14 protein-coding genes are annotated in these 15624 nt (G+C 61.7%); 7 read left to right on the top strand and 7 right to left on the bottom strand.

The features are described 5' to 3' along the window. Positions 1-38: 38 nt before the first annotated feature. The 7 genes from VFB05_RS19800 to VFB05_RS19770 form a co-directional block, all read right to left on the bottom strand. Entirely contained in the window at positions 39-1568 is a 1530-nt protein-coding gene (locus VFB05_RS19800; RefSeq protein ID WP_325015200.1) for a class I adenylate-forming enzyme family protein, read from the bottom strand. Between the two features lie 11 nt (positions 1569-1579). Continuing rightward, entirely contained in the window at positions 1580-2749 is a 1170-nt protein-coding gene (locus VFB05_RS19795) for an acetyl-CoA acetyltransferase (protein WP_325015199.1), read from the bottom strand. Positions 2750-2776: 27 nt separating this feature from the next. Next, positions 2777-3763, bottom strand: coding sequence for a D-erythronate dehydrogenase (denD, locus tag VFB05_RS19790; RefSeq protein WP_325015210.1), 987 nt, complete (start codon positions 3761-3763; stop codon positions 2777-2779). Positions 3764-3973: 210 nt separating this feature from the next. Next, positions 3974-4906 (bottom strand): carbohydrate ABC transporter permease, encoded by a 933-nt coding sequence (locus tag VFB05_RS19785; protein ID WP_325015197.1) that lies wholly within the window; start codon positions 4904-4906, stop codon positions 3974-3976. Beyond that, positions 4899-5858 (bottom strand): sugar ABC transporter permease, encoded by a 960-nt coding sequence (locus tag VFB05_RS19780; protein WP_325015194.1) that lies wholly within the window; start codon positions 5856-5858, stop codon positions 4899-4901. Before VFB05_RS19780 ends, VFB05_RS19785 begins: the two co-directional genes overlap by 8 nt. An 89-nt stretch (positions 5859-5947) precedes the next feature. Then, the gene (locus VFB05_RS19775) at positions 5948-7270 is read right to left on the bottom strand and encodes an ABC transporter substrate-binding protein (protein ID WP_325015192.1); all 1323 of its coding nucleotides are present in this window, start codon (positions 7268-7270) and stop codon (positions 5948-5950) included. Between the two features lie 59 nt (positions 7271-7329). Further along, a complete protein-coding gene (locus VFB05_RS19770; RefSeq protein WP_325015190.1) occupies positions 7330-8391 on the bottom strand; it encodes a sn-glycerol-3-phosphate ABC transporter ATP-binding protein UgpC in 1062 nt (353 codons plus the stop codon). Positions 8392-8609: 218 nt separating this feature from the next. Between VFB05_RS19770 and VFB05_RS19765 the strand changes: the two genes are divergently transcribed. The 7 genes from VFB05_RS19765 (at position 8610) to VFB05_RS19735 (ending at position 15572) form a co-directional block, all read left to right on the top strand. Next, positions 8610-10418: an IlvD/Edd family dehydratase gene (locus VFB05_RS19765; protein ID WP_325015188.1), complete on the top strand. Its 1809-nt coding sequence runs from the start codon at positions 8610-8612 to the stop codon at positions 10416-10418. A gap of 110 nt (positions 10419-10528) precedes the next feature. Next, positions 10529-11263 (top strand): SDR family oxidoreductase, encoded by a 735-nt coding sequence (locus VFB05_RS19760; RefSeq protein ID WP_325015185.1) that lies wholly within the window; start codon positions 10529-10531, stop codon positions 11261-11263. Between the two features lie 174 nt (positions 11264-11437). Next, positions 11438-12184 carry an SDR family NAD(P)-dependent oxidoreductase gene (locus tag VFB05_RS19755; RefSeq protein WP_325015183.1) on the top strand — a complete coding sequence of 249 codons (747 nt, stop codon included), beginning with the start codon at positions 11438-11440 and terminating at the stop codon, positions 12182-12184. Positions 12185-12311: 127 nt separating this feature from the next. Further along, positions 12312-12701: a GFA family protein gene (locus tag VFB05_RS19750; RefSeq protein ID WP_325015181.1), complete on the top strand. Its 390-nt coding sequence runs from the start codon at positions 12312-12314 to the stop codon at positions 12699-12701. Between the two features lie 95 nt (positions 12702-12796). Beyond that, positions 12797-13471 carry a site-2 protease family protein gene (locus VFB05_RS19745; protein WP_325015179.1) on the top strand — a complete coding sequence of 225 codons (675 nt, stop codon included), beginning with the start codon at positions 12797-12799 and terminating at the stop codon, positions 13469-13471. Positions 13472-13668: 197 nt separating this feature from the next. Further along, positions 13669-14097, top strand: a complete 429-nt coding sequence (locus tag VFB05_RS19740; protein ID WP_325015177.1) for a hypothetical protein — start codon at positions 13669-13671, stop codon at positions 14095-14097. A gap of 251 nt (positions 14098-14348) precedes the next feature. Then, positions 14349-15572: an ABC transporter substrate-binding protein gene (locus tag VFB05_RS19735; RefSeq protein WP_325015175.1), complete on the top strand. Its 1224-nt coding sequence runs from the start codon at positions 14349-14351 to the stop codon at positions 15570-15572. Positions 15573-15624: the final 52 nt, after the last annotated feature.

Here is a 15624-nt window from a genome sequence, read left to right as displayed (position 1 = left end):
GCGACACTGTCGCCGGGCTTCTTCAATTCTGACCGTCTCTATTTCCGCATCATCTGCCGCAATTCGGTCTTCAGCACTTTGCCGTAATTGTTCTTCGGCAGCGCGTCGAGATAGACGTAGCGCTTCGGCCGCTTGAAACGCGCAATCGATGCAAGGCAATGCGCGTCAAGCTTCGCATCGTCGGGCGCGGCCCCCTCTTCCAGCACCACGCAGGCGACGACGATCTCGCCCCAGTCGGGATCGGGCACACCGATCGCCGAGACCTCGCGCACGTCCGCATGGGTGAGTAGCGCCTCTTCCACTTCACGCGGATAGATGTTGGTGCCGCCGGAAATGATGACGTCCTTGGACCGGTCGGAGAGCGTGAGAAATCCGTCTTCGTCGAGACGCCCGACATCGCCGGTGCGCAGCCAGCCATCCTTCAGCGTCTCGGCATTGGCTTTCGGATTGTTCCAGTAGCCGAGCATCACGGCCGTGCCCTTGGCTTCGACCTCCCCGGTCTCGCCCGCGCCCAGCACCTCGCCATCCTTGCCGGTGATGCGGACCGACATCACGCTCTGCGCGGTGCCGACCGACGCCAGCCGCTCCAGATAGCGCGGATGATCGGTCTTCATGTGCCACTCGCGAGAGAGCGCGGTGATTGTCATGGGTGACTCGCCCTGGCCGTAGATCTGCACGAAGCGCTGGCCCATCGCCGCGATGGCCTCACGGATATCGTTAAGATACATCGGCCCGCCGCCATAAATGATGGTGCGGATGCCCTCGCCGTTTTCTCCGCGCCGCTTGGCGGCATCGACCAGGCGGCGGACCATGGTCGGCGCGCCGAACATCACGACATTCTCGAGATTGCGGGCGAGATTGAGCACCTCGTCCGGATCGAATCCTCCAGATTGCGGCACCACATGCCGCCCACCCATGCGCACATGCGGGAAATTGTAGAGACCGGCGCCATGCGAGATCGGCGCGGCATACAGCGAGGCATCCTTCGGCGTTGCCGGATCGACGTCGACGAGATAGCACATCGAGGCCGCGACCAGATTGCCGTGGCTGAGCATCACGCCCTTCGGACGGCCGGTTGTGCCGGACGTATAGAACAGCCAGGCGAGATCGTTGACATCGCGCTCCAGCGGCGCGGGCGCCCCCTCGCCGTCGCGCATGGCTCGATACGCGTCACTATCGAGCGACAGCATCGTCATCGACGACGGCAGATCGGCCTTCGCCTCGGTCAACGCCCCGCTCGTGTCATCCGAAACGAAAGCGAGCTTCGCGCCGGCGTCGCTGCAAATCCATGCGGCTTCACGGCCATGCAGCTTGGCATTGATCGGGATCGCCGCCGCGCCCATCCACCAGATGCCGTAGAGGCATTCGAGATATTGCGTGCAGTTGGAAGCGAACACCGCGATGCGATCGCCGGGGGCAATGCGGTGGTCCCGCGATAACGCGAACCCGATCGCAGCCGCGCGGCGCGCAAAGGTCTGGTAATCGGCGTCGAGATCAAAGCCGGTCAGAAGCGCCGGCGCCTCGGGGCGAAGCCTGGCCGTATTGGCGAGCCATTCGGCGATGTTCATCGCTCAAGGCCCTACTTCGCAGGCTCCAGGATCGAGACATAGTTGGCAACGGCTGCGCCGCCCATGTTGAAGATGCCGCCCAGCTTCGCATTCGGAAGCTGCATGCCCTCCGGCGCCTGCCCTGAGAGCTGCATTGCGGTCATCACATGCATGGAGACGCCGGTCGCCCCGATCGGATGACCCTTGGCCTTCAATCCGCCGGAGGGATTGACCGGCAACTTGCCGTCCTTCTGCGTCCAGCCTTCCTTGATGGCGCGCGCGCCCTGCCCGCGCGGCGTCAGCCCCATCGCTTCGTATTCGATCAGTTCGGCGACGGTGAAGCAGTCGTGGGTTTCAATAAAAGACAGATCCGAAAGCACAATGCCGGCTTTCGTCAATGCGCGCGCCCAGGCGACCGAGCAGCCCTCGAACTGCAAAATATCGCGCTTGCTCATCGGCAGGAAATCCTGCGCGTGCGCGACGCTGCGGAAGTTCACCGCCTTGCCCATGGTCTTTGCGGTCTCGACATCGGTCAAAACCAGCGCGGCAGCTCCATCCGACACCAGCGAGCAGTCGGTACGCTTGAGAGGACCCGCGACAAACGGATTCTTCTCGCTCTCGGCGCGGCAGAATTCAAAGCCAAAGTCCTTGCGCATCTGCGCATATGGATTGGCAACGCCGTTCTTGTGGTTCTTCGCCGCGATCATCGCGAGCGCATCGGACTGATCGCCGTATTTCTGGAAATAACCTTGCGCGATCTTGCCGAACACGCCGGCGAAGCCGCCGGGGGTATCGCCGTCTTCCGGCAAATAAGAGGCGCGGAGCAGATTGCGGCCGATCTCCGGGCCCGGCGTCCGCGTCATCTGTTCGACGCCGACCACCAGCACGATTTTCGCGTCCCCCGAGGCGATCGCGCGGATGCCCTGGTGCACCGCGGCCGATCCAGTGGCGCAGGCATTTTCGACGCGGGTGGCCGGCTTGAAGCGCAGGTTCGGATCGGCTTGCAGGACAAGCGCCGCGGTAAAGTCCTGCGGCGAGAAGCCGGCGTTGAAATGCCCGAGCACGATCTCGTCGACATCGCCAGCGGCAATACCGGCGTCCGCGAGTGCCTCATTGGCAACCTTCACGACCAGGCTTTCAACGGTCTCGGCGTCGAATTTGCCAAAGGGCGTATGCGCCCATCCGACGATGCTGGCTGTCATGGCAGGTCTCCTTGCGAGCAGAAAACGTCAGGCGGCGAACTTGCCACCCAATTCGTCGTCGATGTGAATTCGGATGATATCGTCGAAGGTCTTTTCAGCCGTCGTGAAGCCAAGTTCAAGCGAGCGCCTGGGATCGAAATTGCGCGGCCATCCCGCGACGATGCCGATGATAAAGGGATCCGGCTGGCGCTTGATCCGGCTTGCGACCTTCTCGCCCGCGACCCGCCTCAGCGCCGCGATCTGTTCGCCGACGGTTGCGGAAATGCCGGGCATGGTCAGGTTGCGCCGCGGACCGATCTTTGCGGTGTCCATGGTCCCGGCATGGATCAAGAAGCCGACCGCCGAGCGCGGCGAGGCATGCCAGTGCCGCACGTCCTCCGAGACCGGCAGGACAGCCTCCTGGCCCGCCAGCGGCTCGCGCAGAATGCCGGAGAAGAAGCCGGAGGCCGCCTTGTTCGGAAGACCCGGCCGAATGCAGATGGTCGGAAGGCGAATACCGACGCCATCCATGAAACCGCGCCGCGTATAGTCGGCGAGCAACAGTTCACCGATCGCCTTCTGGGTCCCGTAGCTGAGCAGCGGCGTGTTGAAGAACTCGTCGCCGATCGCGTCCGGGAACGGCGCGCCGAACACCGCGATCGACGAAGTGAATACCACGCGCGGATTGTAGCCGCCGCCGGCGAGCCTGATCGCGTCGAACAGCATCCGCGTGCCGTCGAGATTGATGCGATAGCCCTTGTCGAAATCGAGTTCGGCCTCGCCCGAGACGATCGCCGCGAGGTGAAAGACCACGTCCGGCCGGCCGGCAATCAGCTTTTCGGGCACGCCTGCAATCGCGAAGTCGCCGGCCATGATCTCGACCGGAAAAGACGCCTTCTCGGGCTGCTTCGCCGCGACCACATCGTGCAGCGTCATTTTGGTGATGGCTTTGTCGCCGAGCCGGCCGTCAGAAACGAGGCGATCAACCAATTTGCGGCCGACCATGCCGGCCGCGCCCAGAACCAGAATATGCAAAGAGGTCACTCCTTCTCGGCTTCTTGCATCGTCGCATGGTGCCCGTTGCTGCGCCCTCTGCCCTTGCGGGAGAGGGCTGCACCAGAACTAGCGACATAACCGCTTGGGTGAGGGGTTGGCAATGCAATCCCGCCCTGCGGTCAAAGGACCCCTCACACGGCAGCCTTCGACCGCCGCCCTCCCCGCAAGGGGAGAGGGTCAGTCCGTCCGCTATTCTTTCACCGCGCCCGTCATCGCCGACACATAATGCTCGACGAAGAACGCATAAAGGATCACGAGCGGCAGCGAGCCTACCAGCGCGCCTGCCATCAGCGAGCCCCACTTGTAGATATCTCCGTCGACAAACTCGTTGACGATCGCGACCGGCACCGTCTTGTTCGGCGTCGATTGCAAAAACGTCAACGCGTAGATGAACTCGTTCCAGCACAGCGTGAAGGAGAAGATGAAGGCCGAGATCAAGCCGGGGACCGCGAGCGGCACCACGATGCGGGTGAGAATCTGCCAGCGCGAGGCGCCGTCGATCAGCGCGCATTCCTCAAGCTCGAACGGAATCGTCTTGAAGTATCCCATCAAGAGCCAGGTCGAGAACGGGATCAGGATCGTCGGATAAACCAGGATGAGCGACAGCGGCGAGTCGAACAAACCGTAGAACTGGATGACCGACGCCAGCGGAATGAACAGGATCGATGGCGGCACGAGATAGGCAAAGAAGATCAGCACGCCGACGGTGTCCGCGCCCTTGAAGCGCAGGCGAACGATCGCATAGGCCGCAAGCACGCTCGCGATGATCGAGAGCACGGTGGCGCCGATCGCGACATACATCGTGTTCCAGAGCCAGCGCGGATACTGCGTCTCGAACAACAGTTTCTCGATGTGCTTGAGCGTCGGATGAACCACCCAGAACGGATTGTAGGTGTTCATGTCGATCAGCTGCTCGTCGGGTTTGATCGACGTCAGCACCATCCAGTAGAACGGGAACAGCAGGATGATCAGGATCAAGGCGAGCGGGATATAGAGCGTCACCACGCGGCGCGGCAGCGACTCCAGATAGCTCATGCCCTCGCTGTCGTCGGTCACGCCGACACTGGCGCCGGCCGTGACGCCGCCCGCCGGGCCTTTGGTCGGAAGCACGGAATCAGTCATTGTTCGATCCTTGCTGCCATTTGCGCCGCTGCATACCGAACCAGGAAATCCCGATCGCCGCGAGCAGGAACGGGATCATGGCGGTCGCGATCGCCGCGCCCTCGCCGAGCCGTCCCGAGAGGATGCCGCGCTGGTAACTGAGGGTCGCCATCAGGTGCGTCGCGTTGACCGGCCCGCCGCGGGTCAGCGCCCAGATCAGCTGGAAGTCGGTGAAGGTGAACAGCACCGAAAACGTCATCACAACGGCGATGATCGGGGTGAGCAGCGGATAGGTGATGTGGCGGAAGCGCTGCCATTCGGTGGCACCATCGAGCGTCGCCGCTTCATAGAGCGAGGGCGACACGGTTTGCAGGCCCGCGAGCAAGGTGATCGCGACAAACGGCACGCCACGCCAGATGTTCGCGAAAATCACGCTGCCGCGTGCCCAGTTGGTATCGCCGAGGAAGTTGATCGGGTGCTCGATGAGATGAAGCTTGATCAGCGACCAGGAGATGATCGAGAACTGGGCATCATAGATCCACCAGAAGGCGATCGCCGAGAGCACCGTCGGCACGATGAACGGGATCAGCACGATCGAGCGAATCAATGCCTTGAACGGCATGTTGCGGTTGAGCAGCAGCGCGAGATAAAGCCCGACCGCGAATTTGATCGTGCTCGCGACGACCGTATAGAGGATCGTGTTGAAAACCGAGAGCCAGAAGATGGCGTCGTCCCAAAGCCATTCGTAGTTCTCGAGACCGACGAAAACGCCGGCTCTGCCGATGCGCTCGTCGGTGAAGCTCATCCAGACGCCGAGGCCGAGCGGATAGGCCAAAAACAGGATCAGGAACGCGCCCGCGGGCAGCATAAACCACAGCGCCACGAAGTTGCGGTTGACCTTCAGCCGCGACCATAGCGAGGGGGTGTCGATACGGGCCGCCTGTACGGGGGCAGATGTTTGAAGCGTCGTCATCTCGTTCCAATTCCGAAGCCGGGTCAAACCCGGTTCGTCAGCAAAGATAAAGGCCGGCGCGGCGTGAGAGCCACGCCGGCCTTTATAACCTAACGGAAGATACGCTTGGCGGAACGCTCCGCCGAGGCCATCGCGGTCTTCACATCCTCGCGACCGGTGCAATAGTTCGCGAACATGTCGACGACGACGAAGTCCGCGATCGCGGCCGCCGCGCTTTCGCTCATCTTGCCGATGCCGGCCGGGGTCAGCGAAACCTCGGCCACGTTGCGATACGGCGTGTTCTTGGGATCGGCGGTCCAGATCGGGTTCTTGTCAAAACCAGCCAGGAACGGCGACAGATAGCCCTGCGCCGCTTCGACCCAGGGATTGAACTGTTCGGGATCCATCATGAAGGCAGTGAAGGCTTTGCAGGCCTGCGGGAACTTGGTGAAATTGAACACCAGGATCGGGAAGCCGAGGTTCATTTCGCGCGTCTTGCCGTCGACGCCCGGAACCAGATGCGCGTGATTCATGTCCTGGGCGATCTGCGGATTTTCCTTTTTCGCCGTGACGTAAATCGATATGCCGTTGACAGTCAGATAGAGTTGACCGGCCAAAAAGGCCTTGTTGTTGGAACTGTCGTTCCAGGACGCGGTGCCTGGAATGAAGTCGTCGTAGAGGCCTTTGACATATTCGAGCGCTTTCGCCGTCTCGGGCGAATTGATGATCACCTTGTTGTTGGCGTCGATCAGGTTGCCGCCATGGGCCCACAGCGCCCAATGCAGCCAGGTATTGGCGTCGCCCGAGGCGTGGCCAACCGCCATGCCGGCCGGCGTGCCGTTCTTGTTGAGACCTTTGATGAGGTCGGCAAAGCCGGCGAGGTCTTTCGGAAATTCCTTGTGACCGGCCTTCTCCATGGCCGAGATGCGATAGTTGACCAGCGCACCGGTGGCCGCGACGGGAACGCCGATCCACTTGCCGTCGAGCTTGCCGTACTCTTCGCCCGACTTGGTCCAGCCGCCGCCCTTCTTGGCGAGATAATCGGCGACGTCGGTCATGTCCGTGCACTTGTTCGGAAACAGGAACGGCAGCGAATAAAGACCCCAGACGATATCGAGGCCCTGCCCCACATTGGCCGCGACCGATGCTTTGGGCTGAACGTCTTCGTAGGATTCGTTGGAGACGGTGATGGCGACGCCGGTTGCCTTCTGGAAGGCGTCGACGATCTTCATGAACGCGACGTCTTCCGCCTCGACGAAGCGCTTCCAACGCAGCAGGTTGATCTTGGCGCCGGCTTCCGGCTTCCACGGCGCGGCCTGCGCCCACGCCTTGGCATAGCCGAGCAGCTGTTCGGCCGACATGGTCGCTGCAACCGTCAGCAGGCCGCCGCCCGCCTTCAGCAGAGAGCGCCGATCCGGTGTGAAATCACTCATTGTCCGTTTTCTCCCTTCTTGATTTGGCTTTTATGTCGTCAACTTGCCCGCGCCGAGTCTTAAAGTCGCTTGCCGGTGGCCTCGTCGAACAAATGAACCACCGACGGATTGGGTTTCAGCCGCACCTTGTCACCCGGGTTGAACTGGTGACGTTCGCGGAACACGGCGACGACTTGCTCGCCACCGAGATTGGCGAATACCTGCGTTTCCGACCCCGTCGGCTCGACGACCACGATCTCGGCTTGCGCGCCATCATCGGCGATCGTGAAATGCTCGGGCCGCACGCCATAAACCACAGGCCTTCCGTCGGAATTGGAGGGCGCCGTCGCAAGGGGCAAACTCACGCCGTTTGGTCCTTCGAAGGTGGCGCTGCCGTTCGCCTTGACCTTGCCTTTCAGGAAATTCATCGCCGGCGAGCCGATGAAGCTCGCGACAAACTGATTGTCCGGCTTGTCGTAAAGTTCGAGGGGCGAGCCGATCTGTTCAACGATCCCGTCATGCATCACCACGATCTTGTCGGCCATGGTCATGGCCTCGATCTGGTCGTGGGTCACATAGACCGTCGTGGTCTTCAGCCGCTGATGCAGTTCCTTGATTTCGGTGCGCATCGCAACACGCAGCTTGGCATCCAGGTTCGACAACGGTTCGTCGAACAGGAACACCTGCGGATCGCGCACGATGGCGCGGCCCATGGCGACGCGCTGGCGCTGGCCGCCCGACAGTTGCCGGGGATAACGGTCGAGCAGCGGCGTCAGCGCGAGGATCTCGGCGGCGCGGGCCACCCCCTTCTTGATCTCGGCCGGATTGGCGCCGCGAAGCTTCAGCGAGAAGCCCATATTGTCGGCGACCGTCATGTGCGGATAGAGCGCATAATTCTGGAACACCATCGCGATGTCGCGCTCTTTGGGCTGGATGTTGTTGACGACGCGATCGCCGATCGAAATCGTCCCCGAGGTGATGTTTTCCAGCCCCGCGAGCATCCGCAGCAGGGTCGATTTGCCGCAACCGGACGGACCGACCAGCACGACAAAGGCGCCGTCTTCGATCGGAATCGTCACTCCGTGCAAGACTTCAAAGCCACCAAACGATTTCCGCACATCGCGGATATGCACAGACGACATACACTTCCTCCCGAATACGCCATCCGACCGCCGGTACACACGCCAGCAGCCCTGATTTAGTGGCGTCATATCAGACTTTTGCAGACATGTCCTTGGATCAAAGTCGTAGAAAATCGCGGTAAGGTGTCGCCGTTGCGAACCGCACCTTGGCGTGCGAAATTGCTGCTTCCAATCAAGGTATCGCACAAAAACAAGGCGCGTGCGCTGCGGGAGAAACCATGAACAAGCCGCTAACCGGCGTCACCAGGCGCAAACTCCGCTCCACCGAGTGGTTCAACAACCCCCATAACCCCGGGATGACCGCGCTCTACCTGGAGCGCTATCTCAACTACGGCCTGACCCGCGAGGAATTGCAGTCCGGCAAGCCGATTATCGGCATTGCCCAGACCGGCAACGACTTATCTCCGTGCAACAGGCATCATATTGAGCTGGCGCACCGGGTGCGCGAAGGCATCCGGGCCGCCGGTGGCATCGCGATGGAATTCCCGATGCACCCGATCCAGGAAACGGGAAAGCGGCCGACTGCGGCATTGGACCGCAACCTCGCTTATCTCGGTCTGGTCGAGGTCCTGTTCGGCTACCCGCTGGACGGTGTCGTTCTGACCACAGGCTGCGACAAAACCACGCCGGCCTGCCTGATGGCCGCCGCGACCGTCAACCTGCCGGCGATCGTGCTCTCCGGCGGACCCATGCTCAACGGCTGGCATAATGGCCAGCGCACCGGCTCCGGCACTGTGGTCTGGAAGGCACGCGAGCAGCTCGCCGCCGGTGAGATCGATTACGAACAGTTCATGACCATCGTAGCCTCCTCCGCACCGTCGGTCGGCCACTGCAACACCATGGGCACCGCCTCGACCATGAATGCGCTCGCCGAAGCCCTCGGCATGTCCCTGCCCGGCTGCGCCGCCATCCCGGCGCCTTATCGCGAGCGAGGTCAGATCGCGTACGAGACCGGAAAGCGCATCGTCAACATGGTCTGGGAGGATCTGAAGCCTTCCGATATCCTGACACGAAAGGCGTTCGAGAACTGCATCGTCGTCAATTCGGCGATCGGCGGCTCGACCAACGCGCCGATCCACATCAACGCGCTCGCCCGCCATATCGGCGTCGAGCTTTCGATCGACGACTGGCAGAAATTCGGCCACGACGTTCCGCTGCTGGTCAACATGCAGCCGGCCGGCTTCTATCTCGGCGAGGAATTTCATCGCGCCGGCGGCGTGCCGGCGGTGGTGCGCGAATTGATGAAGGCCAAGCGCATTCACGAAGACGCGGTGACCGTTAACGGCCACACCATGGGCGACAATTGCCATGAGGCCGCCAAGCCCGACGGCGACGTGATCTTCAGCTATGACAAGCCGCTGGTGAAGGATGCAGGCTTCATCGTGCTGCGCGGCAATCTGTTCGATTCCGCAATCATGAAGACGAGCGTGATCTCGAAGGAATTCCGCGACCGCTATCTGGTCAACCCGAAGGACCCCAATGCCTTCGAGGGCCGCGCCATCGTGTTCGAGGGGCCGGAGGACTATCACGAGCGGATCGACGACCCGTCGCTCGATATCGACGAGCGTTGCATCCTGTTCGTGCGCGGCACCGGTCCGATCGGCTATCCCGGCGGCGCCGAGGTCGTGAACATGCAGCCGCCGGCCGCGCTGATCAAACGCGGCATCCTGTCCCTGCCCTGCATCGGCGACGGCCGGCAGTCTGGCACCTCGGGCTCGCCGTCGATCCTCAACGCCTCGCCGGAAGCCGCCGCCGATGGCGGGCTTGCGATCCTCAAGACCGGCGACAAGGTGCGCATCGACCTCAACAAGGGCAGCGCCAACATCCTGATCTCTGACGACGAGTTGAAGAAGCGGCGCGCCGATCTGAAGGCCAAAGGTGGCTTCCCCCATCCGAAGAGCCAGACGCCCTGGCAGGAACTCTATCGCTCAACCGTCGGCCAGCATTCGACCGGCGCCTGCATGGAGCTTGCCACGCGCTACCACAACGTCGCCGGCACGTTCGGCGTGGCGAGAGATAATCACTAAACAAAGCTCGTCATTGCGAGCGCAGCGAAGCAATCCAGCGTCACGAAGAAAGTCTGGATTGCTTCGTCGCTTTGCTCCTCGCAATGACCGAAAATCAAAAGGAGAACACCATGTCAGACCGCCTGAAAGGCAAACGCGCATTCGTCACCGCGGCCGCCGCCGGCATCGGCCGCGCCTCGGCGATCGCCTTTGCGCGCGAGGGCGCATCCGTCTTTGCCACCGACATCGACGAGAAGGGATTGGCGAGCCTCTCCGCAGAAGGCGTGAAGGACGTGGCGCGCCTCGACGCGCGCAACAGCGCTGAGGTCGCCGCCGTGGCCAAGCGCGTCGGAGGGGTCGACATCCTCTTGAATGCCGCAGGCTTCGTGCACCACGGCACCGTGCTCGATTGCTCTGACGACGACTGGGACTTTTCCTTCGACCTCAACGTCAAGTCGATGCACCGGACGATCCGCAGTTTCTTGCCCGCCATGCTGGAGCGCGGCCACGGCGCGATCGTCAACATTTCCTCCGCCGCCGGCGTCTTCAAGGCCGCGCCCAACCGCTACGTCTATGGCGCGACCAAAGCCGCCGTCGCCGCGCTGACGCGTGCGGTCGCAGCCGATTTCATCACCAAGGGCATCCGCTGCAATTGCATCTGCCCGGGAACGATCGAGACGCCCTCCATGCTCGGCCGCGCGGCGGCCGCCGGCCCCGGCGGTCGTGATGCGTTCATCGCGCGGCAGCCGATGGGGCGGCTCGGCACCGCCGAAGAGATCGCTTCGCTTGCGGTCTATCTTGCGAGCGACGAAAGCGCGTTCACGACGGGCGTGGCCCATATCATCGACGGCGGCTGGACTCTTTAAGGGATTCTTATCCTGAGGAGGCGCACGCACCCGAGCAGGCCAAACTCTAGTGAGGCCGTTGCGAACGGTGCAAACAATAAAGCGCCGTCTCGCAGGATGACAATTATTGGCCTCATGGTTCGAGACGCGTTTCGCGCTCCTCACCATGAGGAGTTGAAATGGAGGATGTTTTAAGTGAACAAGATCGATCTCAACGGCCGCTGTGCGGTCGTCACCGGAGGTGCCCAGGGCTTTGGCCGCGCCATCACCGAACGCTTCGTCGCTTCCGGCGCGAAAGTCGCGATCTGGGATAATGACCAGGCGCTGGCGGAGAAAACCGCAAAGGAAATCGGCGAAAGCGTTAGCGCGTTCAAGGTCGATGTCACCGACCTTGCCGCCGTCGAGAAGGCGCGCGACGCAACGCTGAAGACGCTCGGCAAGATCGATATCTTCGTCAACAATGCCGGCATCGCCGGCGTCAACAAGACGGTCTGGGAAACCGACTTCGAGGAGTGGCGCAAGGTGCTCCGCATCAACCTCGACGGCCCCTTCATCTGCTGCAAGGCGATCGTGCCCACAATGGTTCAGCAAAACTACGGCCGCATCGTCAACATCGCCTCGATCGCGGGCAAGGAAGGCAATCCGAACGCCGCGCACTACTCGGCCTCCAAGGCTGGTCTGATTGCGCTGACCAAGTCGCTCGGCAAGGAGCTCGCCAAATACAACATCATGGTCAACGCGGTGACGCCGGCCGCGGCCAAGACCGCGATCTTCGACCAGTTGACGCAGCAACATATCGACTTCATGCTGTCGAAGATTCCCAAGAACCGTTTTGTTCTCGTCGAAGAGCTCGCGGCCCTCGCGGCCTGGCTGGCTTCCGAGGATTGCTCCTTCTCGACGGGCGCGGTGTTCGACATTTCCGGCGGGCGAGCCACCTATTGAGAAGACCTCACCCTGAGGAGGCCGCGCCAAGCGGCCGTCTCGAAGGGTGGGATTGATGTCGGGGCTTCATCCTTCGAGACGCTTGCTTCGCAAGCCCTCAGGATGAGGGCGAGGAGCGGAAAACTTCATGACGCGAGAAGGAGGATGCCTCTGTGGCGCGGTTCGCTTCAAATGCGAGGGCGAGCCGATTAACGTGCGCATCTGCCACTGCCGCAATTGCCAGAAGGCAATGGGCTCGCCGTTCTTCGCGCGGGCGCTGTACGACCAAGGCGCCATCACGGTGTCAGGCGACACCGGCCGCTACCCATCCTCGGATCATCTTGAGCGCGTGTTCTGCAAAGCCTGCGGCACGCGGCTTTTTTCCTGGCGCCGCAACGGCACGGCGGCCGGCGTGGCGCTCGCCACCTTTGACGACCGCAACGCCTTCGCGCCGACCGAGCACATCTGGGTTTCGGAAAAGATCGCATGGGTCCGCCTGGATGACGGCCTGCCGCAATATTCGGAAGGCCCGGTTTAGCATTCCGGTTACGATAAGCCCGCATGCCGGGCATCAATTCCGTCCGGACGTGATAGCGTGAAGCGGAATCAGCCTGATTTCCGGAACCGAGCCACGTGGATATTTACACCCTCTCCGTCTGGGTCTTGCCGCTCGTCATCGCCATCACCTTTCACGAAGCGGCGCACGGCTTCGTCGCCCATCGCCTCGGTGATGATACGGCCTATAACCTCGGCCGCGTCAGCTTCAACCCGCTCCGGCACATCGATCCCTTCGGCACGCTGATCATGCCGGCAATACTCCTGATGGCGCATTCGCCGTTCCTGTTCGGCTATGCCAAGCCGGTGCCGGTGAATTTTCGCGGCTTGCGAAATCCGCGGACCGACATGGTGCTGGTGGCGCTCGCGGGTCCCGCCACTAATATCGCGCTGGCGCTGGTTGCCGCAGCGGCGTTCCATGGCATCGGCCTGTTCCCCGACAACGCCACGCAATGGCTGGCCGACAACCTGAAAAATGCGCTTGTGATCAACGTGATCCTTGCGATTTTCAACATGATGCCGATCCCGCCTTTGGATGGCGGCCGCGTTGCGGTCGGGCTGCTGCCGCGGCCCCTGGCCTTGCCGCTGGCGCGGCTGGAACCGTTCGGCATGCTGATCCTGATCGGCGTGCTGATCCTGCTTCCGCTGCTGGGTTCGCAGTTCGGTCTAAATCTTGATGTTATTTCAGCGATATTGCGAACCACGACCGGCTATGTGATCCGGGCGATACTTTTCGTCACCGGAAACTGGTGAAGTGGATTTGATATGCGCACCCATCTGGCCGTGAATTCGCATGGCGGATGTCAAATCCTGAGCTCCACTGGAAATATATTTGCTGGGGGTTCTATGATTCTAACATTCGCGAAAGAGCCCGCTGGGAAAGGATGCGAATGTTGGAATCGGACCGCTAGATAAGCCGCAAAAACGAGCCGCAAAGAGCAGAGGCCATATTGATCAAAGCAGCCAACATGATGATCGCGCGACGCGCCGACACCAGAGCGAGAGCCGATTTCGCAACCTGGACCATGATGGCGAAGCTGAATGGAACTTCCTCCCTGCCCCAGACGGCGCAGGCCTTCCTCGAGCAGTACAAGGCACTCTTGAAAGAAAAGAACGAGGCCGATGCCTCGGAGGTTGTCATCCAGTCCATCTATCAAAGCTATTACGAGGAGATGGGCGGCGCAGGCCCGGCCCCGGAGGTCAAGCCCCGCTCAACCGGAACAAGCCAGACGGGCGACAATGTCACCGCCTTCAAGCGCCCGCCTCCGCAACGACCGAGAACCAACGGTGGGCAACAGGCCAGGCCAAGACTGCCCGTCGCCCTGATCTTCATCTGTCTGGCCATCGTCTACGTCGGCATCCGACTTTTGTGGCACTGACGGCCCGCCATTTTGCCGCGGGCGTCTAGTGTGGCGGTTCAGAGTCCACACCCTCGCTGCAGCGGGTCCGTCCTGCGGACTTCTGAACCAAAGCCACACTAGATTAATGAGTTTCCTAGTGTCCTCTCGATTCCGAAGTTCGAAACGCGGCTCCGCACAATGCTACGAACTTCGGAATCGGGACACTAGGCGGCGTGGCGAACGGGCGACATAATGGCTCCCGGAGAACACAAAATCGGGGGGAGCCGGAAATGAAGCGATCGATCGCAGCTTTGGCGCTTGCTGTCGGCCTGGTGTCGATGGGCAGCGCGTTCGCGCAGGAAAAACTCGACAAGGTGGTCAAGGTCGGGGCGCTGGGTGACCAATCCGGCCTGTACCAGGATATCGGCGGCCCGGGTTCGACGGTTGCCGCGCAAATGGCGATCGAGGACTCCGGTCTTCTGGCCAAAGGCTGGAAGATCGAGGTGATTTCCGCCGACCACCAAAACAAGCCGGATGTCGGCACCAACATCGGCAAGCAGTGGATCGATGTCGAGAAGGTCGACGTGTTCGTCGATCTCGCAAGCTCGGGTGTCGGGCTTGCGATCGCGAACCTCGCCAAGGAGAAAAACGTCGTCAACCTGAACTCGGGTTCGGCCTCGTCCGATCTCACCGGTTCGCAGTGTTCGCCCAACACGGTGCACTGGGTCTACGACACCTACATGCTCGCCAACGGCACCGGCAAGGCGCTGGTCAAATCAGGCGGCGATACATGGTTCTTCCTCACCGCCGACTACGCGTTCGGACAGGCGCTTGAGCGCGACACCAGCGCGGTGGTCGTCGCCAATGGCGGCAAGGTGCTCGGCAGCGTCAAGCATCCGCTCAACAATGCCGACTTCTCGTCATTCCTGCTGCAAGCGCAAAGCTCGAAGGCAAAAATCGTCGGCCTTGCGAACGCCGGCGGCGACACCACCAACGCGATCAAGCAGGCCGCCGAATTCGGCATCGTCCAGGGCGGTCAGAAGCTCGCTGCCCTTCTTATCTTCATCACCGACGTGCATTCGCTGGGGTTGAAGACCGCCCAAGGCCTGACCTTCACCGAATCCTTCTACTGGGATCTGAACGATCAGACGCGTGCGTGGTCGAAGCGGTTTGCAGAAAAGACCAACAATCACGCCATGCCGTCGATGACGCAGGCCGGCAATTATGCCGCCGTGCTGCATTATCTGAAGACGCTAGAAGCGCTCGGCGGCAACCCGCATGACGGCGCCAAGGTCGTCGCCGAGATGAAGAAACTCCCCACCGACGATCCCTTGTTCGGCAAGGGCCCGCTGCGCGCCGACGGCCGCCGTTTGATTCCGGCCTATCTGTTCGAGGTGAAGAAGGCCGCCGAGTCGAAAGGTCCGTGGGACTATTACAAGCTGATCGCGACCATTTCCGCGGAAGACGCTGCCAAGCCGCTGGAAGCGAGCGAGTGCCCGCTGATCAAGAAGTGACGCACTGCGTTGCGGCGGGGTAACCCGCATGAGCGCAAGCGACATGCGGGTT

The organism is Bradyrhizobium sp. (assembly GCF_035652035.1).
Classification (GTDB): Bacteria; Pseudomonadota; Alphaproteobacteria; order Rhizobiales; family Xanthobacteraceae; genus Bradyrhizobium.
The sequence above is the reverse complement of the archived record's forward strand: the minus strand, read 5'-3'. Positions and strand labels throughout refer to the sequence as shown.

Coding starts and splice junctions, on each gene's coding strand:
- VFB05_RS19735 (WP_325015175.1), top strand. CDS start 14,349: ATGAAGCGATCGATCGCAGCTTTGGCGCTTGCTGTCGGCCTGGTGTCG.
- VFB05_RS19780 (WP_325015194.1), bottom strand. CDS start 5,858: ATGACGACGCTTCAAACATCTGCCCCCGTACAGGCGGCCCGTATCGAC.
- VFB05_RS19795 (WP_325015199.1), bottom strand. CDS start 2,749: ATGACAGCCAGCATCGTCGGATGGGCGCATACGCCCTTTGGCAAATTC.
- VFB05_RS19775 (WP_325015192.1), bottom strand. CDS start 7,270: ATGAGTGATTTCACACCGGATCGGCGCTCTCTGCTGAAGGCGGGCGGC.
- VFB05_RS19760 (WP_325015185.1), top strand. CDS start 10,529: ATGTCAGACCGCCTGAAAGGCAAACGCGCATTCGTCACCGCGGCCGCC.
- VFB05_RS19800 (WP_325015200.1), bottom strand. CDS start 1,568: ATGAACATCGCCGAATGGCTCGCCAATACGGCCAGGCTTCGCCCCGAG.
- VFB05_RS19770 (WP_325015190.1), bottom strand. CDS start 8,391: ATGTCGTCTGTGCATATCCGCGATGTGCGGAAATCGTTTGGTGGCTTT.
- VFB05_RS19785 (WP_325015197.1), bottom strand. CDS start 4,906: ATGACTGATTCCGTGCTTCCGACCAAAGGCCCGGCGGGCGGCGTCACG.
- VFB05_RS19765 (WP_325015188.1), top strand. CDS start 8,610: ATGAACAAGCCGCTAACCGGCGTCACCAGGCGCAAACTCCGCTCCACC.
- VFB05_RS19750 (WP_325015181.1), top strand. CDS start 12,312: ATGACGCGAGAAGGAGGATGCCTCTGTGGCGCGGTTCGCTTCAAATGC.